This is a genomic window from Citricoccus alkalitolerans (assembly GCF_039528175.1).
Classification (GTDB): Bacteria; Actinomycetota; Actinomycetes; order Actinomycetales; family Micrococcaceae; genus Citricoccus; species Citricoccus alkalitolerans.
The window spans coordinates 716,283-740,750 of the sequence record NZ_BAAALH010000001.1 but is presented as its reverse complement, the minus strand read 5'-3'; the positions used below and the strand labels follow the sequence as shown (position 1 = coordinate 740,750).

The 24,468-nt window shown below is 68.4% G+C and carries 20 protein-coding genes, 2 tRNA genes and 1 pseudogene; 11 read left to right on the top strand and 12 right to left on the bottom strand.

The window, feature by feature from the left end:
- Positions 1-35: 35 nt before the first annotated feature.
- From moaA to ABD134_RS03260, 3 genes are read right to left on the bottom strand one after another with little or no spacing between them, the layout of a single operon-like run.
- Positions 36-1,208, bottom strand: a complete 1,173-nt coding sequence (gene moaA, locus ABD134_RS03270) for a GTP 3',8-cyclase MoaA (protein WP_344226664.1) — start codon at positions 1,206-1,208, stop codon at positions 36-38.
- A complete protein-coding gene (locus tag ABD134_RS03265) occupies positions 1,205-1,699 on the bottom strand; it encodes a molybdenum cofactor biosynthesis protein MoaE (RefSeq protein WP_344226662.1) in 495 nt (164 codons plus the stop codon). The genes moaA and ABD134_RS03265 overlap by 4 nt, the downstream gene beginning before the upstream one ends.
- Positions 1,686-2,174, bottom strand: a complete 489-nt coding sequence (locus ABD134_RS03260; protein ID WP_344226660.1) for a MogA/MoaB family molybdenum cofactor biosynthesis protein — start codon at positions 2,172-2,174, stop codon at positions 1,686-1,688. The genes ABD134_RS03265 and ABD134_RS03260 overlap by 14 nt, the downstream gene beginning before the upstream one ends.
- Positions 2,175-2,203: 29 nt before the next feature.
- Here ABD134_RS03260 and ABD134_RS03255 point away from each other — a divergent pair.
- A pseudogene (locus ABD134_RS03255) lies at positions 2,204-2,689 on the top strand (OsmC family protein); the annotation flags it as partial.
- A gap of 225 nt (positions 2,690-2,914) precedes the next feature.
- The gene (locus tag ABD134_RS03250; protein ID WP_344227645.1) at positions 2,915-3,364 is read left to right on the top strand and encodes a globin; all 450 of its coding nucleotides are present in this window, start codon (positions 2,915-2,917) and stop codon (positions 3,362-3,364) included.
- On the opposite strand, the gene ABD134_RS03245 is transcribed toward ABD134_RS03250, so the two are convergent.
- Positions 3,361-4,095, bottom strand: coding sequence for a DUF8185 domain-containing protein (locus ABD134_RS03245; protein WP_344226658.1), 735 nt, complete (start codon positions 4,093-4,095; stop codon positions 3,361-3,363). The genes ABD134_RS03250 and ABD134_RS03245 overlap by 4 nt on opposite strands.
- Before the next feature lie 203 nt (positions 4,096-4,298).
- Between ABD134_RS03245 and ABD134_RS03240 the strand changes: the two genes are divergently transcribed.
- The gene (locus ABD134_RS03240) at positions 4,299-5,279 is read left to right on the top strand and encodes an acyl-CoA thioesterase (RefSeq protein ID WP_344226656.1); all 981 of its coding nucleotides are present in this window, start codon (positions 4,299-4,301) and stop codon (positions 5,277-5,279) included.
- A gap of 39 nt (positions 5,280-5,318) precedes the next feature.
- On the opposite strand, the gene ettA is transcribed toward ABD134_RS03240, so the two are convergent.
- A complete protein-coding gene (gene ettA / locus ABD134_RS03235; RefSeq protein WP_344226654.1) occupies positions 5,319-7,001 on the bottom strand; it encodes an energy-dependent translational throttle protein EttA in 1,683 nt (560 codons plus the stop codon).
- A 68-nt stretch (positions 7,002-7,069) separates the two neighbouring features.
- Positions 7,070-7,636: a single-stranded DNA-binding protein gene (locus ABD134_RS03230; protein WP_344226652.1), complete on the bottom strand. Its 567-nt coding sequence runs from the start codon at positions 7,634-7,636 to the stop codon at positions 7,070-7,072.
- A gap of 207 nt (positions 7,637-7,843) precedes the next feature.
- Here ABD134_RS03230 and ABD134_RS03225 point away from each other — a divergent pair.
- Positions 7,844-7,916: transfer RNA gene (locus ABD134_RS03225), tRNA-Arg, on the top strand.
- A 147-nt stretch (positions 7,917-8,063) separates the two neighbouring features.
- On the top strand, positions 8,064-8,702 hold the full coding sequence (locus ABD134_RS03220; protein WP_344226650.1) for a dihydrofolate reductase family protein: 639 nt from the start codon (positions 8,064-8,066) through the stop codon (positions 8,700-8,702).
- Positions 8,703-8,740: 38 nt separating this feature from the next.
- Here the strand turns inward: ABD134_RS03220 and ABD134_RS03215 are convergent, their stop codons facing one another.
- Entirely contained in the window at positions 8,741-9,679 is a 939-nt protein-coding gene (locus tag ABD134_RS03215) for a LysR family transcriptional regulator (RefSeq protein ID WP_344227644.1), read from the bottom strand.
- Between the two features lie 77 nt (positions 9,680-9,756).
- Between ABD134_RS03215 and ABD134_RS03210 the strand changes: the two genes are divergently transcribed.
- The gene (locus ABD134_RS03210) at positions 9,757-11,532 is read left to right on the top strand and encodes an FAD-binding protein (RefSeq protein ID WP_344226648.1); all 1,776 of its coding nucleotides are present in this window, start codon (positions 9,757-9,759) and stop codon (positions 11,530-11,532) included.
- A gap of 293 nt (positions 11,533-11,825) precedes the next feature.
- Positions 11,826-13,340 carry a DUF2079 domain-containing protein gene (locus ABD134_RS03205; RefSeq protein ID WP_344227642.1) on the top strand — a complete coding sequence of 505 codons (1,515 nt, stop codon included), beginning with the start codon at positions 11,826-11,828 and terminating at the stop codon, positions 13,338-13,340.
- A 72-nt stretch (positions 13,341-13,412) separates the two neighbouring features.
- Here the strand turns inward: ABD134_RS03205 and ABD134_RS03200 are convergent, their stop codons facing one another.
- Complete coding sequence (locus ABD134_RS03200; RefSeq protein WP_378108474.1) at positions 13,413-14,570, bottom strand: fatty acid desaturase family protein; 1,158 nt, start codon at positions 14,568-14,570, stop codon at positions 13,413-13,415.
- A 179-nt stretch (positions 14,571-14,749) separates the two neighbouring features.
- On the bottom strand, positions 14,750-15,820 hold the full coding sequence (locus tag ABD134_RS03195) for a ferredoxin reductase (RefSeq protein ID WP_344226646.1): 1,071 nt from the start codon (positions 15,818-15,820) through the stop codon (positions 14,750-14,752).
- A gap of 59 nt (positions 15,821-15,879) precedes the next feature.
- On the opposite strand from ABD134_RS03195, the gene ABD134_RS03190 reads away from it, so the two are divergent.
- Both ABD134_RS03190 and ABD134_RS03185 read left to right on the top strand, forming a co-directional pair.
- The gene (locus ABD134_RS03190) at positions 15,880-17,196 is read left to right on the top strand and encodes a PucR-like N-terminal domain-containing protein (protein WP_465251319.1); all 1,317 of its coding nucleotides are present in this window, start codon (positions 15,880-15,882) and stop codon (positions 17,194-17,196) included.
- 435 nt (positions 17,197-17,631) lie between these two features.
- Entirely contained in the window at positions 17,632-18,648 is a 1,017-nt protein-coding gene (locus ABD134_RS03185; protein WP_344226644.1) for a hypothetical protein, read from the top strand.
- 153 nt (positions 18,649-18,801) lie between these two features.
- On the opposite strand, the gene ABD134_RS03180 is transcribed toward ABD134_RS03185, so the two are convergent.
- Genes ABD134_RS03180 through mptB (ABD134_RS03170) form a run of 3 tightly spaced genes read right to left on the bottom strand, consistent with a single transcriptional unit; the run spans position 18,802 to position 23,581 of the window.
- A complete protein-coding gene (locus ABD134_RS03180) occupies positions 18,802-20,289 on the bottom strand; it encodes a glycosyltransferase family 87 protein (protein WP_344226642.1) in 1,488 nt (495 codons plus the stop codon).
- Positions 20,286-21,917, bottom strand: coding sequence for a polyprenol phosphomannose-dependent alpha 1,6 mannosyltransferase MptB (mptB, locus tag ABD134_RS03175; RefSeq protein WP_344226640.1), 1,632 nt, complete (start codon positions 21,915-21,917; stop codon positions 20,286-20,288). The genes ABD134_RS03180 and mptB (ABD134_RS03175) overlap by 4 nt, the downstream gene beginning before the upstream one ends.
- Entirely contained in the window at positions 21,914-23,581 is a 1,668-nt protein-coding gene (gene mptB, locus ABD134_RS03170; protein ID WP_344226638.1) for a polyprenol phosphomannose-dependent alpha 1,6 mannosyltransferase MptB, read from the bottom strand. Before mptB (ABD134_RS03170) ends, mptB (ABD134_RS03175) begins: the two co-directional genes overlap by 4 nt.
- An 85-nt stretch (positions 23,582-23,666) precedes the next feature.
- On the opposite strand from mptB (ABD134_RS03170), the gene orn reads away from it, so the two are divergent.
- Positions 23,667-24,287, top strand: coding sequence for an oligoribonuclease (orn, locus tag ABD134_RS03165; protein WP_344226636.1), 621 nt, complete (start codon positions 23,667-23,669; stop codon positions 24,285-24,287).
- 80 nt (positions 24,288-24,367) lie between these two features.
- Positions 24,368-24,443: transfer RNA gene (locus tag ABD134_RS03160), tRNA-His, on the top strand.
- Positions 24,444-24,468: the final 25 nt, after the last annotated feature.

The following is a 24,468-nucleotide window of genomic DNA, read 5'->3' as shown; positions in this document are numbered from 1 at the left end:
CTGACGGCCGCTGGGCCGTTGTCACGGTGCGGCAGTCAGCCGCCGATGGCGTTCATGCCGCGGCCGGGCTGGACGAAGTCCGGATCGTCGATGCCGTGACCGGCCTTCTTTGCCCCGACCGAGATCTTCATGGCCGCAGCCAGGTCGGCGTCGGACGCCGAGTCCCACAGCAGGGTCCGCAGGTCGGTCTCCTCCCGGGCGAACAGGCAGTTGCGCATCTGGCCGTCAGCGGTGAGCCGCAGGCGATCACAGTCTCCGCAGAAGGGCTTCGAGACCGAGGCGATGACGCCCACGGTGTGGGGGCCGCCGTCGACCGTGTAGAGCGCGGCCGGGGAGGAACCGCGGCCGGGGACCTCCGCGAGGTCGAAGCGCTCGGCGAGCCGGGCGAGGATCTCCTCGCCGGACACCAGGTTGTCCCGCTTCCAGGTGTGCCCGGCGTCCAGGGGCATCTGCTCGATGAACCGCATCTGCGCGTCCTGGGACACGGCGAAGGCCACGAGATCTGCCAGCTCGTCGTCGTTGACCCCGCGCATGGCGACCGCATTGAGCTTGAGCGGGCGCAGCCCGGCGTCCCGGGCCGCGGCGATCCCCGCCAGGACGTCGGCGTGCCGGTCACGGCGCGTGAGCTGGTGGAACTTCTCCGGCTGGAGCGTGTCGATGGAGATGTTCACGCGGGACAGTCCGGCCTCGTGCAGGGCGGGCAACCGCCGGTCCAGGGTGATCCCGTTGGTGGTCATGGCCACCGGGAGGCGCCCACCTCCGGCCGCATCCGACAGCTCGATTCCGGCGAGCCGGGCCACGATGTCCTCGAGGTCCTGGCGCAGCAGCGGTTCGCCACCGGTCAGCCGCACCCCAGTGATGCCGTGGTCCACCGCGATCCGTACCAGTCGTTCGATCTCGGCGGCCGAGAGCAACTGGTCCTTCGGCATGAACGGGCCGGCGTCCTCGGGCATGCAATACGTGCAGCGCAACGAGCACTTGTCCGTCAACGAGACGCGCAGGTCCCGGTGGACGCGCCCGAAACCGTCCGTCAGGGACCGGTCGGTTCCCTCATGGGGCCCGACGCCGGCCAGCTCAGCCGGGGTGGGCAGCAGCCGCCTGGCCTCGGGGCCGGGTGCCGGTGCTGGCGCAGTATCCGCGGCGCCGGCAGGGCGTGCGCCCGGCCCAGTCGCGGTCCGGGTGGTCAGGGTGAGCGGCACCGAGGTCATGGCAGTCCCACCCAGTGGGCCTCGCCCGAGGCGGTCTGCTGCTTCTTCCAGATTGGGACCTCGGCCTTGATGTCCTCCACCACGGCCCGGCACACCTCGAAGGCTTCGGCCCGGTGCGCGGAGGCCACGGAGACCACCAGGGCGAGGTCGCCGACGTCGAGGTGTCCGATCCGGTGCGCCGCGGCGACCCGGACCTCCCCGCGCGGGTCCCCGGGGCCGCGGACGTGACGCGCCACGATCCCGGCCAGGATCGTCCCGGCGTCCGGATGCGCCGAATAGTCCAGCGAGGCCACCGTGCCCGTGGCCTCCGGATCATGGTTCCGGACGATGCCGGTGAACGTCAGGGCCGCCCCGCAGACAGGGGTCACCACCGAGGCCTCCACCGCGGACGGATCCAGCGGAGACTCGGTCACGCCGGTGTGGACCGGTGCTGCCGGGCGAGGCATTCCTGGGACCGGCCGCAGGGTGGCTGCATCCTCAGTGACGGGCATGGTCACCACCTCCTCCGAGTTGGTCGAGCAGGTGCGGCAGCAAGGGCGCGAGCAGGGGAATGCCCTGGGCCGTGGCACGCAGGGATCCGGGGAGGTTCACGACCACGGTCCTGCCGAGGATTCCGGCACGTCCGCGTCCCAGTGCGGCGGTGGTGGTCTGCTCGGCACCCTCACGGCGCAGCATCTCAGCGATGCCGGGCAACTCCGTGTCCAACAGGCCGTCCATCGCCTCGGGCGTCAGGTCTCGCGGGGAGACACCGGTCCCGCCCAGGGTGACCACCACATCGGCTCCGTTGCCCTGTGCCGTCCGCACCCCGGACCGGACGGATTCGACACCGTCCGCCACGATGGCCCCGTCCGCCGTCCACTCGCTCAGGTACTGAGCCGCCAGTTCGAGGGCACGCGGCCCCGCCGTATCCGGAGCCTGGCCCGCATGGGCCCGGTCGGAGACGGTCAAGATGTGGATGTGTGGCATCAAACCTCCCAGCGTGACTCGAGTCTAGGGTGACAGAGGCGGTCCGGCCAGTGCACCACCCGGCGGCACCACCACCGCGGGCCGTGGCGGAGCCGAGGCACGGCTCCGCCGCATCGGGCGGTACCGTAGAGCTCGTGGAACACTCCTTCTCCCTGCATGCCGAATGGACCGGAAACCGTGGCTCCGGCACCTCCGGATACAAGGACTACGGCCGTGAGCTCGTGGTCCGCGCCGAGGGCCCCGGCGAACTCAACGGCTCCGCCGCGCGAGCCTTCCACGGGAGCGACTCCCGGTGGAATCCCGAACAGCTCCTGCTCGCGGCCCTCGCCGAGTGCCACCTGCTGTCCTATCTCCAGGCCGCCACTCAGGCCGAAGTGGTCGTCACCGGCGCCTCCGTGCGTGCCGAATGTGTGCTGACCCATGACCACGACGGCGGCCGGATCACCTCCGCGACCCTGGTACCGGAGATCTGGCTCGCCGACGAAGACCAGCGCCGCACCGCGGACGGACTGCACGCGAAGGCCCATGAGCAGTGCTTCATCGCCCGCTCCGTGAGCTTCCCTGTCACCATCAAGCCGCAGCAGGTGCGCCGCCATCAGAACCAGAGCCTGCCGGAGTTCGGCAGCCGTCTGGGCGCGCCCATCGCTGTGCTGAAGCCGCGCCAGGGCAAGGCTCCCAGCCGGGTGACCGGACTGCAGGACCGGCCCACCACCTCCGCGGGCCACCGCCCGCCGCAGGTGATGGCTCCCGCTTCCGGCGCCGCAGTCCGTGGCAGTGGGAGCGGAGCTGCAAGTGCTGATGCAGAATCCCAGCCGGAGAATGCGAGCTTCTACGAGCAGGTCGGAGGGCACGAGACCTTTGTGAGGTTGGCCCGGGTGTTCTACGAGCAGGTCGCGGCGGACCCGGAGTTCAGGGCCATGTACCCGGAGGAGGATCTTGGCCCGGCCGAGGAACGGCTGCGGATGTTCCTGGAGCAGTACTGGGGCGGGCCGAAGACGTACAGCGAGCAACGCGGCCACCCTCGGCTGCGAATGCGGCACGCTCCCTACACCGTGGACTTCGCGGCCCGGGACACCTGGCTGCGGCACATGCGGGTGGCCGTGGACTCCCTCGGCCTGGCACCGTTGCTGGAGGAGACCCTCTGGGACTACTTGGAGCGGGCCGCCCACTCGATGGTGAACTCGGCCTAGAGCAGCATCGGCTGGCGGCAGAGCACGTACCCGGCCGCGTTCGAGAGGCGCGCCCACGGACCCGAGGTGTGGACCGCCGTCGTGCCCTGAGGGCTGAGGAAGCCCAGGCCGTGGGCGGCGAAGGCCGCTCCAGCCGGCAGGAAGCCGTCATCGGCCTCCGCCGAGGTGCCACCGAGCAGCCGTCCCCAGACCGCGGCACGGGCCTGGGCGACCATGGAGGCCCCCGGATCCTGGGGCAGCGCGTCGGCCAGCTCACGGATCCCGTCCCGGGCGATCTGCTGGAGTTCGCCGTCCTCCACGGTGGCCGCCGGTGTCCAGCCACCCCGTGGCGGGGTCACAGCTGTCCACGGGGCGCTCTCGGGTGCCGGCGGCAGCGTGAGGGCCGTGGATCCCGTGGCGGCCATGCGGGCCAGCCGCTCCAGCACAGAGGACAGCGCGTAGACAGCGTCGATCCCGTCAAGCCGGCCCTCCACCAACCGGACTGTCCGCAGACCCAGGGCCACCGGAACCCGGTCCCCCAGTCCGCGCGGGTGGAGCACGGAGACCCAGGAGGCGAGCACGTTGCCGGCCACCTGGAGTCGAAGGCCCGTGTCCGCCATGGTTTTGGCCCGGGTCGCGTACCGTTCGAGGTCCTTGGCCGTCTCCAGGTCCTCCAGATGCAGTTCGGGACCAGCGGGGTCCCGGGGGGACGTGGAGTCGGGACGGAACGGATCGACGGGTGAGGAGGACATGAGATCCATTGTCCCATCGATGGGCCCCCGGGACAGATCGAACGGGCGGATCACCCGGCAGATCACCCGGGAGGATCACCGGGCAGGTCAGCGCGGCGGTTCCGTGTTGGCGGAGTAGACTTCCGGGACGGTTACCGGCCGGTACCGCTCCCGTCGGAAAGGCCGGATCGGCCAGACGGCTCGGAGACAGCGAAGGGGCATTCATGAGTACTGGCAAGGTCCACAAGGGGCGCACCGATTTCCCGGAGGATCCGACCGATGTGCTCCGCAGCGTACTGGATCTGACGACGGTCGGAGAGGACGAGTCCACCGGAGAGCTCCTCTACACCGGTGAGACCCCACCGCAGGCGCGCGGCCGCGTGTTCGGTGGGCAGGTCATGGCCCAGTCCCTGATGGCCGCCATATCCACCGTGGACGGGGAGCGCGCGATCCACTCGATGCACGGGTACTTCCTCCGCCCCGGCAACGCCCTGCTGCCCATCACCTTCGCCGTCGAGACCCTGCGCGACGGACGGTCCTTCTCCGCGCGCCGAGTCCAGGCGAAGCAGGAGGGCAAGACCATCCTGTCCCTGATCACGTCCTTCCAGGATCCCGTGTCCGGCCTGGACCACCAGTCCCCCATGCCCACGGGAGTGCCCGATCCGGAATCCCTGCCGTCCACCTCCGACCGGCTCGGCCGGATGCGTCACCCGATGGCGCAGGAGTGGTCATGGGCCCGGCCCTTCGACGTCCGGCATGTGGATCCACCCATCGAGATCGCTCCGGACCGGAGGGAGGTGGCCACCAACATGGTGTGGATGAAAACGTTCTCCACCATGGAGGGCACTGCGAACCTGCACCGGGCGGCCCTGGCCTATGCCTCGGACTACACCCTGCTGGAACCGATCCTGCGCCGGCATGGCATCTCCTGGGTTCGCCCCGGGATCTCGGTCGCATCCCTGGACCATGCCATGTGGTGGCACCGGCCGGCCCGGGCGGACGAGTGGCTGCTGTACGTCCAATCCAGCCCCTCGGCGCAGGGCGCCCGCGGGCTCAGCAACGGACGGATCTACTCGCGCAACGGTGAGCTGGTGGCCTCCGTGGCACAGGAGGGGATGATCCGGGTACCCGGCGACCTGCAGTACCGGGTCAAGAACTCGGTTCAGAGCCTGCTCCTGAAGGGCGCCGGCCGGCCACGTCGATAGAATCCGTGGCATGCCGGCGCCCCGCAGGACGGGCTCCGCTCAGTCGCGGGTGAGCTTGCGGTGGGTCACGCGGTGCGGGCGGGCGGCGTCGGGGCCGAGCCGTTCCACCTTATTGGCCTCGTAGGACTCGAAGTTGCCCTCGAACCAGTACCAGTTCGCCGGGTTCTGCTCCGTGCCCTCGTAGGCCAGCATGTGCGTCGCCACCCGGTCCAGGAACCACCGGTCGTGGGAGATCACCACGGCGCAGCCCGGGAACTCCAGCAGCGCGTTCTCCAGGGACGTCAGGGTCTCCACGTCGAGGTCGTTGGTGGGCTCATCCAGCAGGAGCAGGTTGCCGCCCTCCTTGAGGGTCAGCGCCAGGTTCAGGCGGTTGCGCTCACCACCGGAGAGCACGCCGGCCTTCTTCTGCTGGTCCGGGCCCTTGAAGCCGAACGCCGAGACATAGGCACGGGACGGCATCTCGACCTGGCCGACCTTGATGTAGTCCAGACCGTCCGAGACGACCTCCCACAGCGACTTCTCCGGGTCGATTCCGCCACGAGACTGGTCCACGTAGGAGATCTTGACCGAGTCGCCGATCTTCAGCTCTCCGCCGTCGAGGGACTCATAGCCGACGATGGTCTTGAAGAGGGTGGTCTTGCCGACGCCGTTGGGGCCGATGATGCCGACGATGCCATTCGGCGGCAAGGAGAAGGACAGTCCGTCGATCAGCACGCGATCGCCGAAGCCCTTCTGGAGGTTCTTGGCCTCGATCACCTGGTTGCCCAACCGCGGGCCCGGCGGGATCTGCAGTTCCTCCAGGTCCAGCTTGCGGGTCTTCTCGGCCTCCGAGGCCATCTCCTCGTAGCGGGAGAGACGGGCCTTGGACTTGGCCTGGCGCCCTTTGGTGTTGGAGCGCACCCAGTCGAGCTCCTCGGACAGCCGCTTGGCCATCTTGGCGTCCTTCTTACCCTGGATCTCCATGCGGGCGCGCTTCTTCTCCAGGTAGGTGGAGTAGTTGCCCTCGTAGGGGTACAGGCGTCCGCGGTCCACCTCACAGATCCACTCCGCCACGTGGTCCAGGAAGTAGCGATCGTGGGTCACGGCGAGCACTGCGCCGTGGTACGCCGCCAGGTGCTGCTCCAGCCACAGTACGGACTCCGCGTCCAGGTGGTTGGTGGGCTCGTCGAGGAGCAGCAGGTCCGGCTTCTGCAGCAGCAGCTTGCACAGCGCCACGCGGCGGCGCTCACCACCGGAGAGGTTGGTGACGTCGGCCTCGCCCGGTGGGCAGCGCAACGCGTCCATGGCCTGCTCGAGCTGGGAGTCGATGTCCCAGGCGTCAGCGGCGTCGATCTGCTCCTGGAGCTTGCCCATCTCCTCCATCAACGCATCGAAGTCGGCATCCGGATCGGCCATAGCCTCGGAGATCTCGTTGTAGCGCTGGATCTTGCCATAGATCTCGCCGACGCCCTCCTGGACGTTGCCGAGAACGGTTTTCTCCTCGTTCAGCGCGGGCTCCTGCATGAGGATGCCGACGCTGTAGTCCGGAGTGAGCCGGGCCTCGCCGTTCGAGGGCGTGTCCAGCCCCGCCATGATCTTCAGGATCGTGGACTTGCCCGCGCCATTGGGGCCCACCATGCCGATCTTCGCTCCCGGAAGGAAGGCCATCGTCACGTCATCCAGGATCAGCTTGTCGCCCACTTTCTTGCGGGCCTTGACCATGCTGTAAATGTATTCCGCCATGTCCCCCAGGCTAGTGGGTGGCCGCCGGTTTGCCCGCATCGGTGGCGTCCGGCGGCCACCGGGCTCCCTCAGGCTGCTGACAGGGCCTGCGAGTCCGCCGAGTCCTCCTCTGCGTCTGAGTTCCCATCGGGCTCTGCCGCCCCGGACACGGTGGCCTCGTGGTCCAGCAGTTCGCCAGTCTCCCGGTCGAAGGTCTCATCCCCCGGGCTGTCCGGCCCGACCGGTTCACCCGACCCCGTCCCGGCTTCTGCCGCTCCGGCCGCCACCTCGCCCGGTCGCCCGGATGACCGCTGGAAGGTGGCCGTACCCAGGGACAGGTCATGACCGATGGTGTCCGCCTCGATCTCCACGGCGGTCCCGGAACGCTCCTCCGTCTCCCAGGGACGGACCTTGAGCCGGCCGGTGACTACCACGGGTTGGCCCTTCTGCAGGGACGTGAAGGCGTTCTGGGCGAGACTGCGGAAGAGATTGACGGTGAACCAGTTCGTGTTGCCGTCCACCCAGGAGTTCTGCTCGCGGTCGAAGCGACGGTCCGTGGCGGCCAGCCGGAAATTGCCGACCGGGAACCCTGCCTGGGCGTTGCGGATGGTCGGATCGGTGGCCACGAAGCCGCGGACGGTGATGTGCTGACTCATGCTGATGCCTTTCGGTGAGCCGGCCCGCGGCCGGCGAGGGGCCGCCGTCGGTCATGGTGTCTGACGGCGGCAGGAAGAGGACTTCCTGCCCTTCCAGCACAGCCGCACCGATACAACGGCAACAGACCCGAACCGTCTATCCGTGGACAACCCACCGGGGACGGTTTCCTGTGGAGGAGGACCATCCCGCTAGAATGACGGGGCCCAGCCCCAGTAGCTCAGTGGATAGAGCAGGAGCCTTCTAATCTCTTGGTCGGGGGTTCGACTCCCTCCTGGGGCACCCCATGTTCTGCATCTTCGGCGTGCCGCCCTTGCGGCACCCCGTTGGTAACACCATGGCGCGGTCAGACCCCGCAGTCGGGCGATCAGGCCAGTAACGCAGGATCGGAGACGGCACCTCCGGGGCACGCTGCGTAGCGTGACGATCATGAGACTGACACTCCACACCTTTCTGACCCTCGACGGCGTGATGCAGGGTCCCGGAGGTCGAGACGAGGACACCACGGGCGGCTTCACTGCGGGCGGCTGGCAGGTCCCCTACAACGACGACGTCTTCGGTGAGATCGTCACCACCTGGTTCGAGCAGACGACCGCGCTCCTGCTGGGCCGGACCACATTCGAGATGTTCCGCTCTTACTGGCCCGAGGTCAGTGACGACGACCCGGTGGCCCGAGAGATCAACCACGGCCCGAAGTACGTGGTGGCACACGCCGGCTACGACCCGGATTGGGAGAACACGAACCTGATCCCGGGCCCGGACGCGCTCGACGCGATCTCGGACCTGCGCCAGCACGGCGAGGGCGAGCTCCAGGTCCACGGCAGCTGGCAGTTGGCCAAGGCGTTGCACCAGGCCGGCCTGGTCGACGAGTACCGGCTCTTCGTCTTCCCCGTCACCGTCGGCGCCGGCAAGCGGCTGTTCGACGACGACGGCCCTCCGCGCGGGTTCACCGTGCACGAGACCCGGACGACCTCGACCGGCGCCACCTACCTGGTCGTCACGGCGACGCCGTTCCAGCACGGAACCTACGTCGTCGAGGACGGACGTGAGGTGCCGGTTCTCGAATGAGCTCGTCCCGGCCTGCGCGCGGTGCGGTGCATTGCCCCTCAGCCGGCGCGGGTGACCAATCCCCCGGTTCCGCCTTGCCCGTCGGCAAGGGCATCGGCTGTCGAAAGGATCGTGCGCTGCATCTCCGCCGCGGCGCGAGTGAGGTTCACATCCTGGCGGCGGGCCAGGCTGATGGTGCGGGTCAACCGGGGCTCCGAGAGACGCACTGAGCTCAACCCCGGCCGGTCCTTCAACACCATGGCGGGCACTAACGCCACTCCCATCTCCAGTTCCACGAAGCGCAGCACGGCATCCATCTCCGCTCCCTCCAGCACCACCGTCGGTGCGAGCCCCTCCGCCCGGAAGGCCTCGTCCATGGTGCCCCGCAAGTCGTAGCTGGCGGGGAAGGCGATCTGCGGCATGAGGGCCAGGTCCTGCATGGTCACCGTGGTGCGTTCGCCGAATGGCGACTCCCCGCCGCCCACCACCACGAGTTCCTCGGTCAGCAACCGGCTGCGGTGCAGGCTCGGTGCCGTGGCCGGATGCGCGTCCGAGGTGATGACGAGGGCCAGGTCCAGGGCCCCTGAGACGAGCTCCTCGACCAATCCTCGGGATCCCCGCTCCGTCAAGTGCAACTCGATCCCCGGGTGGGCCGCATGGAACGCCGTCACTACATCGGCCACGATGCTCACGCAGAGCGTCGGGGTGGCCCCGAGCCTGACCCGGCCCCGCTGCAGGCCGGCCAGTTCCGCCATCTCCCGGCGTACCGTCTCCGCATCGGCCAGCATCCGGCGCGCCAGAGGCAGCAAGGTCTCCCCCGCCGCCGTCAGGGTGATGTGACCCCGCGCCCGGTGGAACAGCTCGGATCCCAGGTCGTGTTCCAGTGTCGCGATCTGCCGGCTCAGCGAGGGCTGGGTCAGGTGCAGGGACTCGGCGGCACGGGTGAAGTGCCCCACCCGGGCCACCTCCAGGAAACCCTTCAACTGTTCCAGGTTCATCGTCATAGCAAAAGCGTATCGTTTCCACTCTCAATATTCATTGGAGTAATGAAGGGTGAACTCTCTACGGTGATTCCATGACTTCCACACCACGTCCCAGCGCGTCACCTGCGGCACGTCCCACCGGCGTAACCGAACATCAGATCTCCACCACCGTCCTCGTCATCGGCACCGGCGGCTCAGGGCTTCGTGCCGCCATCGAGGTGGCCGAACAGGGGGTGGACGTCCTGGCCGTGGGTAAGCGCCCTCGGCAGGACGCCCACACATCCCTGGCCGCCGGCGGTATCAACGCCGCCCTGGGCACCATGGACGCGGAGGACAGCTGGCAGCAGCACGCTGCGGACACCATCAAGGAGAGTTATCACCTCGCCAATCCCCACACGGCGGAGATCGTCGCGCGCGGTGCCGAGCGGGGCATCGCCGACCTGGACCAATACGGCATGGCCTTCGCCCGCGAGGAGGACGGCCGCATCTCGCAGCGCTTCTTCGGTGCCCACACCTATCGGCGTACCGCCTTCGCCGGGGACTACACGGGACTGGAGATTCAGCGGACCCTGGTGAACCGAGCGGAACAGCTCGAGGTCCCCATCCTGGATACCGTCTACATCACCCGGTTACTGGTCAAGGACAACGTGGTCTTCGGCGCCTACGGCTTCGACCTCCAGGACGGCTCGCGCTACCTCATCCACGCTGACTCGGTCATCCTCGCAGCCGGGGGGCACAACCGCATCTGGCGGCGCACCTCCTCCCGCCGTGACGAGAACACGGGGGACTCGTTCCGACTGGCGGTGGAAGCGGGGGCCCGGCTCCGCGACCCCGAGCTCGTGCAGTTCCACCCCTCCGGCATCATCGAGCCCGAGAACGCCGCCGGCACCCTGGTCTCCGAGGCCGCCCGCGGAGAGGGCGGGATCCTGCGCAACGGCCGCGGCGAGCGCTTCATGGCGAACTACGATCCGGAACGGATGGAGCTCTCCACGCGTGACCGGGTGGCCCTGGCCGCCTACACCGAGATCCATGAGGGCCGCGGCACGGCGAACGGGGGCGTCTGGCTGGACGTCTCCCACCTCCCGAGGGAGACGATCATGACGCGTCTGCCGCGCGTCTACCAGACACTGCTAGAACTGCAGATGCTGGACATCACCACGGACCCCATCGAGATCGCCCCGACCGCGCACTACTCCATGGGCGGAGTCTGGGTCCGGCCCGAGGACCACAGCACGGACGTCGAGGGCCTCTATGCCATCGGTGAGGCCTCCTCCGGACTCCATGGCGCCAACCGGCTGGGAGGGAACTCCCTGATCGAGCTACTGGTGTTCGGACGCATCGTCGGCCAGGCCGCCGTCGCACATTCCGCCGGTCTCGACGCGCAGCGTCGCTCCCCCGAGGCCGTGGATGCTGCCCGGGCCGAGATCGAGGAGCTGTTGGCCGCGGAAGGGCAGGAGAATGTCCGCGCCCTTCAGCGGGCCATCCGCAACACGATGACCGAGCACGCCGGCGTCGTCCGCAGTGAGGCGGGCCTCGTAGCGGGACTGGTCGAGCTGGACTCGATCGAGGAGCGGTTGCAGGACGTCGGCATCCACCCGGACATCGCCGGCTACCAGGACCTGGCCCACGCCTTCGACCTCAAGGCCTCGGCCCTGGCCGCCCGGGCCACGCTGGAGGCCGCCCGCGAGCGCCGCGAGACGCGCGGCTGCCACAATCGCAGCGACTTCCCGGACACTGATCCGGGACTGCAGGTCAACCTCGTCTGGTCTCCCACCGCCGGGATCACGCGCGAGGAGATCCCGCCGGTGCCGGAGGAGATCGCCGCACTGATCCGCGAGGTCTCCCAGGACGGCAAGCTGGTCGAGTAGCCACGGCACGATTCCGGCCGGCGCGGCGCGGCGCCGGCCCGGAGGCCTGTGGCGCCCCCGGCCTGTCCGGGGTCATTACGATGGAGGGGATGTCCCGATTCCGATCCCTCAGGTGGCCCGTGCAGCAGAATCCCGCCGTTGACGACTCCGGTTCCGAGACCGGCACCGCCATCACCCGCAGCCCGGGGCGGACGCCCCGGTGGGTGATCGGCCGCCAGCCGGACCGCCGCGACGGCGCACTGACCGTGGGACCGCGCATCACCGGCCGCCAATGGTGGCAGCTGGGCGCTGTCATGGCCGTGGCCTCGGTCATCTACCTGGTCCATTCGTTCCTGCGCTTCCGGAATTTCGAGGCCAAGGGGTACGACCTCGGGATCTTCGATCAGGCCGTGCGTCAGTACGCGCTGTTCCGGGAGCCGATCGTGCCTATCAAGGGCGTGGACTTCAACATCCTCGGTGATCACTTCCACCCGGTCATCGCGCTGGCGGCCCCCCTGTACTGGATCTGGGACGACCCGCGCATGCTGGGCATCGCGATGACCGCGCTGCTGGTCTCCACCGCCGTCCCGGTCTACCTCTTCGCACGCCGTCGGTTCAGCCACGCCACCGCGCTGATTGGCGCCGCCGCCCTGCTGCTCTGGTGGCCGTTCCAGGCGATGGTGAACTGGGACTTCCACGAGGTCGCCTTCGGTGTGCCGATCGCCGCCTGGGTCATCTGGGCCATCGACGGCCGCCGGTACTGGCTAGCCACCCTCTTCGCGGTGTCCCTGCTGACCGTCCGTGAGGACATGGGCATCACGCTGCTGGCCATCGCGATGGTGCTGGCGATCAAGCGGGCCTGGCTGCCCGCCGTCGTGACCGCCGTGCTGGGGGTGGCCGGCTATGTCTTCGCCACCTCCGTGGTGATCCCGCACTTCTCCCCCGAAGGCGAGTTCGGGTACTGGCAGTTCACGGCGCTGGGCCCAGACATGGGGTCCTCGATCGCGTTCATCCTGTCCCAGCCCCTCGACGCCGTCGCGGTCCTGTTCGACCACCCGCTGAAGATCGGGTTGTGGCTGCTGCACTTCGTGGCCCTGTGGCTGCTGCCGTTCCTGTCCCCCTACACCCTGATCGGCGCGCCGATCCTGCTCTCGCGCCTGTTCAACGACCGGCTCAACGTGTGGAGCCCGGTCTACCAGTACGACGCGATCCTGGCCCCGATCTTCCTGCTGGCCGCGCTCGAGGCGCTCGCCCGGATCGGCGTCTGGCGTGAGGCACGCCGTCAGTCACGGGCTCAGTCATGGGCTCAGTCACCAGACCCAGCACGACGCCGGCGCACCGGTTCCGCGGCGACCACCTGCCTGCCTGCCCCGGGCGTCTCGCTTCAGGGGCGACTGCCCCTCGTGTTCGTCTCGGTCCTGCTCGGTGGCGGCGTGCTGGGAACCGCGATCTTCCCGCAGGTCTTCCCGTTGCACCGCACCGCGACGGGCGAGAACTGGCAGATGACGGAGTGGGCTCACGCCCTGGACCGGGCCGTGGACACCATTCCGGACGACGTCTGCGTGGAGGCCGCGGACAATGCCGTGCCCCACCTCGTGGACCGCACCTACGTGGGCCTGCACGGGGACATGGGTGACGAGCTGGCCACCTGGATGATCATCGACACCACCGTGGAGGAGCTCGGCGGGTGGGATCCGCTCACGCCGGACGAGGCCCTGCAACGAGCCGAACGCCTGGGCTACGAGGTCGTCACCGAGGACGACCACGGCATCTGGGTGCTGCACCGCGACCAGCCGGTGGACCCGGTCTGCGCGGACTACGTGCCGTGAGCCTGGACGTGCCCTGACCCCACCCACCACGAAGCGTGATGCTCCGGCCGGGCTTCGAGGTACCTGCGTTGGCTACTTCCGGTCCGGCAACGCCAACCGGAAAATTTTGCCCCACGTAGAGCCGACCTGCTTGTGCAGGGGACCGATGTTGTAGGGCAGCCCGTAGCGCTCGCAGATCTCGCGGACCTTCACGGCCACCTCGGCGTAGCGGTTGGACGGCAGGTCCGGGAACAGGTGGTGCTCCACCTGGTGGGAGAGGTTTCCGGTCATGAAGTGCATGGCTTTGGAGCCGGAGATATTGGCCGAGCCGATCATCTGACGGACGTACCAGTCACCGCGGGTCTCCCCCTCGACCATCTCCTCGGTGAACGTCTCCGCCCCCTCGGGGAAGTGGCCACAGAAGATCACGGCGTGGGCCCAGATGTTGCGCAGCCCGTTTGCGGTGGCCGTGGCCAGCAACGCCGATTTCCCCGAGCCGGTCAACACCTGGGCCGCCACGGGGGTCGCCGCGTAGTCCTTGGCGAACTGCTTGGCGGCCTTCATCCCCACGGTCTTCAGGTCCCGCATGAGCTCGGACTTGGACTTCTCGCCGGTCTTGACTCGGTCGATCTCCAGGTCGTAGAGCGCGATGCCCCATTCGAAGACGGGCGCCAGGCCGGCGTTGATGACCGGGTTGAGGATGTGCTTGGGCTCCCAAGGCTGGTCCTTGTCCACGCGCAGCACGTTGTAGCCCACGTCCCGGTCTTTGCCGATCACGTTGGTCCAGCGGTGGTGCATGTCATTGTGAGTGTTCTGCCAAGCCTTAGATGGCGTGACAAAGTCCCACTCCCACGTGGTCGAGTGGATGTCCGGGTCCCGCATCCAGTCCCACTGGCCGTGCAGCACATTGTGGCCGATCTCCATGTTTTCGATGATCTTCGCGACGGACAGCATGGAGGTTCCCGCCACCCAGGCCAGCTTGTTGTTGGCGCCCATCAGACAGGCCCGTCCGCCGAACTCCAGGGCACGCTGCCAGCGGATGACCTTGCGGATGTACGCAGCGTCCGTGGCTCCGCGCTCGGCCAGGACCGCGTCCCGGACTGCGTCGAGCTCGCGGCCGAGTTCGGCCACCTGGTCGTCGGACAGATGGGCTGCGGCGGGTGGGCGAACAGTCGGGCTGCCGTCGGCCGCCAGGGATCCCGGTCGCGGCACTCCGCTTCCCGGGGCACGACGCCGGCCGGGCGGCTCGATGCGCGGCTCCGGAGGCCCGTCGGGGCCCTTGCCCCGGCCCGGGGCCCAGCTGACCGTGTCCGGTGCGCTGATGGTCTTGGCATGGGTGTTGGTCTTGAACACGAGGCTCCTAGGAGTGGGCGTCGGATGGTCTGGGGTGGTACGTGGCGACAGCGACGGTTCGCAGTCCCTGCCGCGCGCTACAGCGCGAGGCTGACGGGGCCGGCGGCCGCACTGACGCAAGTTTGGATGAGTTCACCGGGATCCCCATGCACCTCGCCGGTGCGCAGGTCGGTGACCTGGCCGGAGCGCAGCGGGATCAGGCAGGCGTGGCAGATCCCCATGCGGCAACCGCTGGGAGCGGCCACGCCGGCGTCCTCCGCGACCTCCAGCAAGGGGGTGTCCCCGGCCGCCTCGGACTCGAGGTCCGAGTTCTCGAAGACGGCCAGGCCGCCGGCGCCGGCGACCCCGCCGGCCAGTTCAGCTTGGAAACGCTCGATCTTGAGCCCGGCCGCGCCGGAACCGGTCTCGCGTTTCCAGAGTTCCTCGGCGTCGTCGAGGAAGCCCGTGGGTCCGCAGGCGTAGGCCGCCCGGTCACGCCAGTCGGGGCAGAGGGTGTCCACGGCGTGGGGGCCGGTCAGGTCGAGCCGGCCCTCGTCCGCCGTGGTGTGGTGGTGGACCCGCAGCCCGGGGAACTGCTGGGCGAGCTCGTCCAGTTCCTCGCGGAACGGAGAGGATTCGGAGGTGCGGGTGGAGTGGATGAGGACCACGTCCGCGTCAGGGCGACGCGGCACCAGGGTTCGGACCATGGACATCACGGGCGTGATGCCGGATCCGGCGGTGAGCATCAGCAGGGGCCGGGGGTGCTCGGGAAGGGTGAAGTCCCCTTCCGGGCGGTCCAGGAACAGGACGTCTCCGGGCTCGGTGTTGCGGACCAGCGCCCCGGAGACCTTACCGATGTCCGTGACGGTGATCTCGGGATCCTCCCCCGCAGCGGCGGAGAGGGAGTAGGACCGCCACTGGCGCACCCCATTGACGTCCACCCCGATGCGGGCCCACTGGCCAGCCTCATGGGACTTCCAACCGGGGCCCGTGCGGAACGAGATCGTGGCCGTGCCAGGAACCGGACGGGAGACGTGGGTGACGATGCCGCGCAGTTGCCGGGAGGAGTGCACCGGGTCCAACAACGCGAGGAAATCGCGAGGCGAGCGGGGCGTCGCCAGGACAGAGGAGAACAAGGAGAATACCGACACGAGGGAACGACTAGCCATGTGTCCAGACTATGCGCCCCGCCAACTAATTTCTGCACCGAACGGATACGATTGCTGCCATGAATCTGTCGTCCGAGGATAGTCTGCCATCGCATCCGTTAGCCGGCGGTCCACCGCCACCGCAGGTCCGGGAGACCCCGCAGGCACCACGCTCCCGGGGAACCTCCGATGCCAGGGACGCGTCCCGGCCACCGTGGTTGTCGCTGCCTCCGGAACTGGCGGAATTGTTGGCACCCGCCGTGCCGGCCGTCGTCGAGCAGATCATCCAGACGGTGCCGAATCAGATCCCCGCCTATCAGATCACCAGGACCGAGCGATTCAGCGAGGTGCTCTTCCTCGGTGTGCAGGGCGCCCTGGAGCAACTGCTGTCCCTGCCGGGGACGGCCGATCCTGCCCTGAACGAGGAGTCGCGCGAACTGGTGGCGGCGCTCGGGGCCGGCGAGTACCGGCAAGGCCGCAGCATGGACGCGCTGCTGGCGGCGTATCGCACGAGTGCCCGGATCACGTTCCGCGGCCTGTCCGAGGCGTGTGCCGAGCAGGGCATGGCGATGGACGTGGTGGTGGATCTCGGGGAGACGATCCTGGCCTACATCGACGAGCTGTCCGCCGTGAGCGTCCAGGCCTACGCGGTGGAGCAATCGGCCCACGCGGGCGCGCTGGAGCTACGGCGTGCCGACCTGGTGGCGGCGCTCGTGGGTGGAGGCGCCGAGATCCACGAGGTGCGGCGGCTGGCCTCGGGAGCCGACTGGCACCTGCCTCAGCGCATGGCGGCAGTCGTGTTGCCCCTGGCAGCCGCGTCCGGGGTCCGCACCCGCCTGGGCATCTCGGGCATCGTGGTGGAGCGCGAGTCCGAGGCGACCGCGATCGTGGCCGCACCACAGTCCGAACGCCTGCGCCCCCGGTTGCGAGAGGTCTTCGCCGGCACCTCCGCCGTTCTCGGTCCCGCCGTCGAGTGGGACGGGGTGGCACACTCCCACCGCGTGGCACGGCTCGTCGCGGATCAATTGCCACAGCTGCACGCCGAGCCCCCCGGGGACGGCGACCCGGTCTTCGCCTCTGACCACCTGGCGCAGATCATCCTCGGAGCAGAGACCCAGGTGATGGCGGACCTGGCCGCTCGGCGCCTGGCACCCCTGGACGGACTCAGCGGCACGAAGCGCACCACCCTGGAGGAGACCCTGTTGTCCTGGCTGGTGCACTGGGGCCAGCGCAATCCCGTGGCCCATGAACTGGGCATCCATCCGCAGACGGTGGGCTACCGGGTGGCCCAGTTGCGGGAGTTGTTCGGCGGCGAGCTGGATCGGCCGGCAGTGCGGTTCGAACTGGAACTCGTGCTGCGCGCCCGGAGGATGGTGGAGAGCGGACCGACCGAGTAGATCGGGCAGGCAGGGGCCGCCCCCTGGCTGACGTGCGCTCGTGATCTCCGCCGGTCATGTGTGCTGGTCATGTCTGTTGGTCATGCGCAAATCCGGGTGTCGCAGCTGAAATAGGCCACGACACCCGGATTTCCCCATGATGGGCCACCGTCCACTGGCTCCTGACCGGGCCACTCACATCACCGTGCGGCTCGCAGCCGAGTACCGATCCACGCTCCACTCCGGACGCCACCGCTACTCCACAGTGGACTGTCCTCGCCGCCTCGTCCACAGCAGGCCCTACTTCGGTGGCCCAGTAAACGGGGTGCAACCCAGTATGATCTCGTGCCCAGTCTGGTTCCGCTCGCATCAGAGGCCTTGCTCTCCGCCCCTTCGACTGCCGCCTCCGACCCGATTCTCCTGTCGGCCCACGGCGACGCTTGGCAGAGTGAGGCTTTGGCCCGCCGTGCCCGGGATGGTCAACTCGTCCGGCTCGCCCGCGGGACCTACTGTGCCCTGGAGACGTGGCTTCGGTCGGCCCCGTGGGATCGACATCTCCTGGCCGTGGTCGCCCATGCGGCGTCGCGCAACCGAGACGTGGTGTTCTGCCACCAGACGGCCGCCGTCCTCCACGGACTTCCCTCCGCAGACACTCTGGATGTCATCCACACGCGCGCCACGTCCCGGGGTGGGTCCGGTTGCTCACCCGCACGCAATCCCTATGTCAACGTCGACGCAGCTTCGCGCCTGGTCGGTTCCCTACGAGCGGAAGGCCTCAAGCTTGCGCGCCGCACACTGCCCGGTCTTCCCGTCACGAGAGCGCTCTGGAACATTCCGCCGTCGCTGCTCCAGACCAGCCCCGAATTCGGGGTCGTTCCAGTCCATCTGAGTGACGGACGGTTCATCGGCCATGTCCTGGCGGACTCGGTTCCCTGGGCCTGTGCGGCCGCTTTCAGCAGCGGATCCCTGATCGACACCATCTCGATGTCAGACCACCTGCTTCGACACCGTCCCGATGAATTCGCTGCAACCGCCACCCTGATCGAGGACCTGGCCCTCTCTCGGGCCGCACATCGACGCGCTTGTCTCACGATGAGCTTTGCCGATCCCCGATCTGAGTCCCCGAAGGAATCAGCCAGCAGGGCGCTCATCTACCAGTTGGGCTTTGAAGTCCCTGATCTTCAATACCAGGTCTTGGACGCCACCGGTCGCGAGGTCGCGAGAACCGACTTCAAGTGGAGACGCAGCACCCTGCGGGCCAGGATCTTGCTGGGCGAGTTCGACGGTCTGATGAAGTACGGGGCCGCCCTGGCCGGACCGAACGGCGGTGACGACGCCCTCGCTCGGGAGAAGAAACGAGAGCTGATGCTCGCGCGACTCGGCTATGACGTTGTGCGGTGGATCGACAGCGACCTCAAGAACCCTCGGGCCTTCGGCCGGATGCTCGCGGAGCATGGCGTGCCGCTGCGGTAACCCTGGCGACACCGGGCTTCGGGGTGCCACTTGCCATCTCGTCATCCGGATTTCCGGGTGTCTCGACCGAAATCCACGGGAGACACCCGGATGTCCGGATGATGAGTGTGAGGAGCGCCTCTGAGGTGCACAGCGGAGCCGGGTGGGATGGGGTCAGCCGGTCAGGACGCGGCCTCGGCCAGCTGGAGGCAGCAGGAATCGATCCGGCTCCTCCGCCAGGATTCCCGCCGAGGGGTCGTAGGGCGGCAGTGACACCGAAGGTGTGGCGTCGATGGCCGAGGCCTCGGTGGTGGCACCCGGCGCGGCCGTGACAGCTGGCGCCCCGGTGACAGCTGAGGCCGGGTCCCGCGACGCACCAGCCGCTGCGGAGCGGCGGACCGGGTCACGGTCTGGGTCGAGGATGTCCCGGATGACGGAGACGCAGATCCAGATCACGGCGGCCATGTGCAGCACGACCCCGGATCCGTACCAGAGCGGGATCCACAGCGCTCCCCCACCGAAGGCGCCCTCCGAGGTGATGCGGGCGGACTCCATCCACACGCCGCCCCAGTGGTAGACCTCCACCGCCTGCCAGATCCAGAACTGCCGCCAGTTCGGGCGGGCCAGGACGACCAGCGGGATCAGCCACATCACGAACTGCGGTGAGTACACCTTCCCCAGCAGAATGAAGGCCGCGACGATCAGCAGGCAGAGCTGGGCCATCCGGGGACGGTGCCGGGACGAGAGACCCAGGTAGGCGATTCCCAGGCAGCACAGGGCGAAGAGTCCATTCGAGATCAGCGAGAACGTCTCGCCGGACCAGCCGGTCCAGGTGAGGGCCAGCCACATCGAGGAGAAGGACACCTCGCGGTCGCCCGAGAAGGTGTAGAACCGGCTCCACTGATCGAAGGCGGTCAGCATGAAGGGAACGTTGACGGCCAGCCAGGCCACCGCCCCGGCGGCCAGGGATTTGAAGAAGACGCCCAGCTTCCCGGCTCGCCAGCAGAGCACGAGGATCGCGCCGAAGAAGAACAACGGATACAGCTTCATGGCCGCTCCGAGGCCGAGCGCCACCCCGGCGAGGACCGGACAATTACGGGACCAGAGCAGCAGGCCGAGGGCGGCCAGCATGACGGCCCACAGGTCCCAGTTCAGGAAGGAGGTCAGGATGATGCCCGGCGCCACCGCCACCATCAGTGCGTCCTTGGGCCGGCCGCGTGCGGTGTAGGCGGTCGCGATCACGACGATCAGCCAGCAGAGCAGGGCGCCGACCGCGTTGATGTCGAAGTAGGTGACCGTCCGTTCCAGCATCGTCCCGTCCTGCGGCACGAACCACGAGGTCACCCCGGCGACGACGGCCAGTAGCGCCGGGTACTCCATCCACTGGTCCTCGGGCAACGGCGTAAAGAACGGGAAGTATCCCTCAGCCAGGCCACGCGTGGGGAAGAGCTGTCCGAAGTCCGAATAGCACATGTGTATGTGCACCCCCGGTGCCTCCCAGCCGTTGAGACGGCACCACTGCTTGGACAGCACCGCCACCACGGCCGCCAGCAGGGTCGCGCCCACCAGCACCAGCAGCAGCCGGCGGTCCGGTCCGCCGGCACGGAAGCCTGCGCGAGACCCCGCCCTGGGTGCGGCCTTCGCTGGTCCGGTCTGGTTCACAAGGTCTCCTGATTGGTCTGGCGGGTGGTGGCGTTCGGGCGTCCCGGCGACCTCCACCGTGCGGTGAAGGGGAACAGCGTGGACGTCTTGGGATCGAGAAAGACAATGAACACCATATAGGCGAGTCCGAAGACCGCAGCGGTGATTCGCACCCAGAACAGGGAAATCCACTGCGCCACGGACAACTGGTCCACCACGCCGACCACCACGAGCACCATGACCAACAGGTACAGCGTCCACACGGGCCACCCTCGCCAACGCCGGACGACGGCGAACATCGGCAGCACCCACAGCAGGTACCAGGGCTGGATGATCGGCGCGAGCAGGACGGCGGCCAGCAGGGCCAGGCCGGTGGCCAGCACGGGGTGGATGGGCCGGCGCGTGAGGGCCAGCCAGGCCGTGAAACCGATCACCGCCACCTTGCCCAGCGTGTAGACGAGGTCGGCCACCGGGCGGACCCCCGCGCCGGACACCGCATCCACGGCCCAGCCGGCCCCCAGGCCGAGGATCCCGAAGGGCGCGTAGGGGAAGGCGGCATCGCCTGAGGTCAGCATGGCCGGGATCCACCCGAACCAGAGCCCGGTGAGGGCCCCCATGCCCGTCAGCACCACCGCTGCCACCAGCAGGCACCACGTCCAGACCTTTGCTCGCGCCCCCCAACGCGGAGACCCCGGAGCGTCCCGAAGCAGCAACAACCCGGCGAAGGGCAGCGCGAGGATCGTCAACGGCTTGATGGCGATCGAGAGGGACACGAGCACGAGCCCGGCCAGGCTACGGCCACGCGAGGCTCCCGGAGTCAAGAGCACGAATCCGGCCAGCAAGAGGCCCACCATCAGCGAGTCGTTGTGGATGCCGGCGATCATGTAGAGCGCGAACAGCGGATTGGCCACAGAGATCCACACCGCCCACCCGGGGTCGGTTCTGAACCGCCGGGCCAGCCGCGGCACCGCCCACAGGCACAGCGCCAACCCGGCCACCGAGACGAGGCGGAACAGCAGCAGGGCTGGCTCGGGACTCCCACCGGTCAGGAACCAGACGGCCCGGGAGACCAGCAGGAACAAGGGCCCGTAGGGCGAGGGTGACTCGGCCCAGATGGAGTCCGCGCCCTGCATGAACCAGCCGGGCAGCTCGGAGATCCAGTCCTCGTAGGGATTCAGCCCGGCATGCAGGAGCCGCCCCTGGCTGAGGTAGGAATAGACATCCCTCGAGAACACGGGGAAGGTCACCATGAGCGGACCGGCCCACAACCAGGTAGCCCGGACCACCACCGGCCCGGCCATGGCCCATCGGCCCTCGAGGCGTTGGCCCAGCCGCAGCCATGCCCGCACCAGCAACAGTGATCCCAGGACCAGGAGGATGGCGCAGACCACCACGCCCACCGGCTCCACGCGGAGCGGGTTGAGCACGGTGGTCCGGGCGAAGACCGAGGCCGGCGTCATGGCGAGCCAGCCGACACCCCAGGAGCCGATCATGATCAGGAGTGATCCGATGAGCCCCTGCCACAGGCTCGGGGCCGTCTCCTCGTCCGGACCGCCCACCAGTCGGTGGGTCAGCGGGAAGGCGCCGAGCCGGCGTCGTAGTCCGGCCAGGGCACCGGAGGGGGTGCCCGTCGGTTCGGAGGCGGTCACGAGGGGGTCGTCCCCTGGTCTGCCCGTCTGTCCCCCGTCCGGTCAGGCTCTCCGGCGGAGGCGACTCCGGCCTGGGGGCCGGGCTCGCCCGCGGGCGTCAACCCGTCGGAAGCGTTGGAAGCATCGGGACGGCCCCTCAGCCGGGCCACCGTCCGGCGCAGGGCGGCCCGCACGTGCCACTCTTCTTTCAGAATGGAACTGGTCCAGGGGTCCAACAGCAGGATCCACAGCATGCAGGCCCAGGACAGGAAGGTGGCCAGGTGGGCCAGCTGCTCGCCGATGCCGAGGAACTGCCATACGAACAATTGGTCGGCTGCACCGAAGGCCACGAAGAAGGCCACCGTGAACACCACCCATTTCAGCTGCCAGTCACTGCGGATCCCCAGCACGGCGAAGAACGGGAGGAGCCACAGCAGGTACCAGGGCTGGATGATCGGCGTCAGCACCACCAGCGCGGTGAAGGCCCACGTCAGCCGCTGCATGAGGTGCTCGTGCCGGCCGCGGAACATGAGCCAGATGACGATGAGGATGGACAACAGCCGGCCGGCGGTCTTGAAGGCGTCGAGCACCCAGTTGTCTTCGATCCCGAGCGAGCCGAGGATCACCTTGGTGCCCTCGGCCAGGATCCCGACCGGGGACCAGGGCACGGAGCCGGTGCCGGTGCCGAGCATGACCGTCAGCCACCCGAAGCCGAACTCGTTGAGCAACCCGACCACCACCATGATCGCCCCCGCGATGCCGGCCGTCAGGAACCAGTAGCCGAAGCGCCGTGCCCAACTGGCGCCCCGGCCGGCCCAGAGCAGGCCGATGAAGGGCAGCAACACCATGGTGATCGGCTTGATGCCGAGAGAGGCGGTCACCAGCAGGACACCGAGCAGTCCCCGATTGGTCGCCGCATACCAGACACCGGCGACCGCCAGGCCGACCATCAGGGCGTCATTGTGACCGGAGGCCACGAAGCTGATGAGGAACAACGGGTTGGCCACCGAGATCCACTGGGCCTGGGCCGCATTCGTGCCCAGCAGGGCGGCCAGCTTGGGGACGTAGACCATGATGAGCACCACCCCTGCCACCGCGACGAGGCGGAACAGGAAGATGGCCAGGTCCGGGTCGTCCGGCCCGGCCACGGCCATGACGAACTGCTCGATCCACAGGAACACCGGACCGTAGGGGGTCTCGGTCTGCGCCCAGGTGGTATCCGCGCCCAGCTGGAACCAATTGGAGAGCGTGGAGATGCCGTCCTCGTAGGGGTCACGGCCGGCGATCATCAGCCGGCCCTGACCGATGTACGCGAAGATGTCCCGGGAGAAGATCGGCAGGCAGGCCAACAGCGGCAGGATCCAGGCCGTCGTCGTGAGCGTGACGATCCGCAGCGCGCCGGGGCCGAAAGGCCGGAGTACCTGGCCCAGGCGGAGCCAGCCCCAGAACATGAGCCAGCAGCCGAGGGTGAGTACCACGGTGCCGGTGATGACCCCGGATTCAGTGGTGCGCCAGGGGATCAGCCAGCCCCACCGGTTGATCGGCGACACGGACGCCAGCCAGCCCACGGACAGGGATCCGGCCATCACGGCCACCGAGCCGACGAAGCCGAGCACAGCCGGGATCCACACCGAGGCCGTCCAGGAAGCGGAAGAACGTTCCGTCCGGGTGCCTGACACACTCATCGCAGGCGGGTTCCTTCCGTGGCTTGGCGGGCCGTCTCAAGGCCTTCCACAAAGTACCACTGGGCATCAGGCTACTGTGGGAGGCGTGGCAGCTACTGCAGAGAACCTCGTATGGATCGATTGTGAGATGACCGGGCTGGATCCCGTCAAGGATGCACTGGTGGAGATCGCCGTCCTGGTGACGGACTCCGAGCTCAACGTCCTGGGTGAGGGGGTGGACGTGGTCATCAAACCCCCACGTGAGGCGTTGGACCAGATGGTCCCCTTCGTGCGGGACATGCACATCACCTCAGGGCTGCTGAACCGGCTGGACGACGGCGTCTCCCTCGCCGAGGCGTCCGAGGCCTGTATGGCATATATCACCCAGCACTGCCCGCAGCCGGGCAAGGCGGTGCTGGCCGGGAACTCGGTGGGCCAGGACAAGCTTTTCCTGACCCGAGACCTGCCGGCCATCACCGACCACCTGCACTACCGGATCGTGGACGTGTCCACCCTCAAGGAGCTGGCCCGACGCTGGTACCAGAAGGCCTACTTCCAGGCGCCGGCCAAGGCCGGTGGACACCGCGCTCTCGGGGACATCATCGACTCCATCAACGAGCTGCGTTACTACCGTGAGGCCGTCATGGTGCCGGCCCCCGGCCCCGACTCGAAGACCGCACAGCGGATCGCCGCCGGCATGGCTTCTGTGGCCGCGCCGGAGGCCTGACCGCGGGGCCGATTCGGACCCACTGCGAAATCCATGTATGATGGAACGCGCTGTCAAGGTCCGTTCAGCGGACCATCATGGTGGGTATAGCTCAGCTGGTAGAGCGTCTGGTTGTGGTCCAGAAGGTCGCGGGTTCAAGCCCCGTTACTCACCCCAGAGATGAGGCCCGGACTTCTACGGA

Excerpts from the sequence above, each read along its gene's own strand:
- ABD134_RS03230 (WP_344226652.1), bottom strand. The coding sequence starts at position 7,636 with ATGAGTCAGCACATCACCGTCCGCGGCTTCGTGGCCACCGATCCGACC.
- moaA (WP_344226664.1), bottom strand. The coding sequence starts at position 1,208 with ATGACCTCGGTGCCGCTCACCCTGACCACCCGGACCGCGACTGGGCCG.
- ettA (WP_344226654.1), bottom strand. The coding sequence starts at position 7,001 with ATGGCGGAATACATTTACAGCATGGTCAAGGCCCGCAAGAAAGTGGGC.
- ABD134_RS03260 (WP_344226660.1), bottom strand. The coding sequence starts at position 2,174 with ATGCCACACATCCACATCTTGACCGTCTCCGACCGGGCCCATGCGGGC.
- mptB (WP_344226638.1), bottom strand. The coding sequence starts at position 23,581 with ATGAGTGTGTCAGGCACCCGGACGGAACGTTCTTCCGCTTCCTGGACG.
- ABD134_RS03215 (WP_344227644.1), bottom strand. The coding sequence starts at position 9,679 with ATGAACCTGGAACAGTTGAAGGGTTTCCTGGAGGTGGCCCGGGTGGGG.
- ABD134_RS03195 (WP_344226646.1), bottom strand. The coding sequence starts at position 15,820 with ATGGCTAGTCGTTCCCTCGTGTCGGTATTCTCCTTGTTCTCCTCTGTC.
- ABD134_RS03220 (WP_344226650.1), top strand. The coding sequence starts at position 8,064 with ATGAGACTGACACTCCACACCTTTCTGACCCTCGACGGCGTGATGCAG.
- ABD134_RS03240 (WP_344226656.1), top strand. The coding sequence starts at position 4,299 with ATGAGTACTGGCAAGGTCCACAAGGGGCGCACCGATTTCCCGGAGGAT.
- ABD134_RS03205 (WP_344227642.1), top strand. The coding sequence starts at position 11,826 with ATGGCCGTGGCCTCGGTCATCTACCTGGTCCATTCGTTCCTGCGCTTC.
- ABD134_RS03245 (WP_344226658.1), bottom strand. The coding sequence starts at position 4,095 with ATGTCCTCCTCACCCGTCGATCCGTTCCGTCCCGACTCCACGTCCCCC.
- ABD134_RS03265 (WP_344226662.1), bottom strand. The coding sequence starts at position 1,699 with ATGCCCGTCACTGAGGATGCAGCCACCCTGCGGCCGGTCCCAGGAATG.
- ABD134_RS03250 (WP_344227645.1), top strand. The coding sequence starts at position 2,915 with ATGGCTCCCGCTTCCGGCGCCGCAGTCCGTGGCAGTGGGAGCGGAGCT.
- ABD134_RS03210 (WP_344226648.1), top strand. The coding sequence starts at position 9,757 with ATGACTTCCACACCACGTCCCAGCGCGTCACCTGCGGCACGTCCCACC.
- ABD134_RS03190 (WP_465251319.1), top strand. The coding sequence starts at position 15,880 with ATGAATCTGTCGTCCGAGGATAGTCTGCCATCGCATCCGTTAGCCGGC.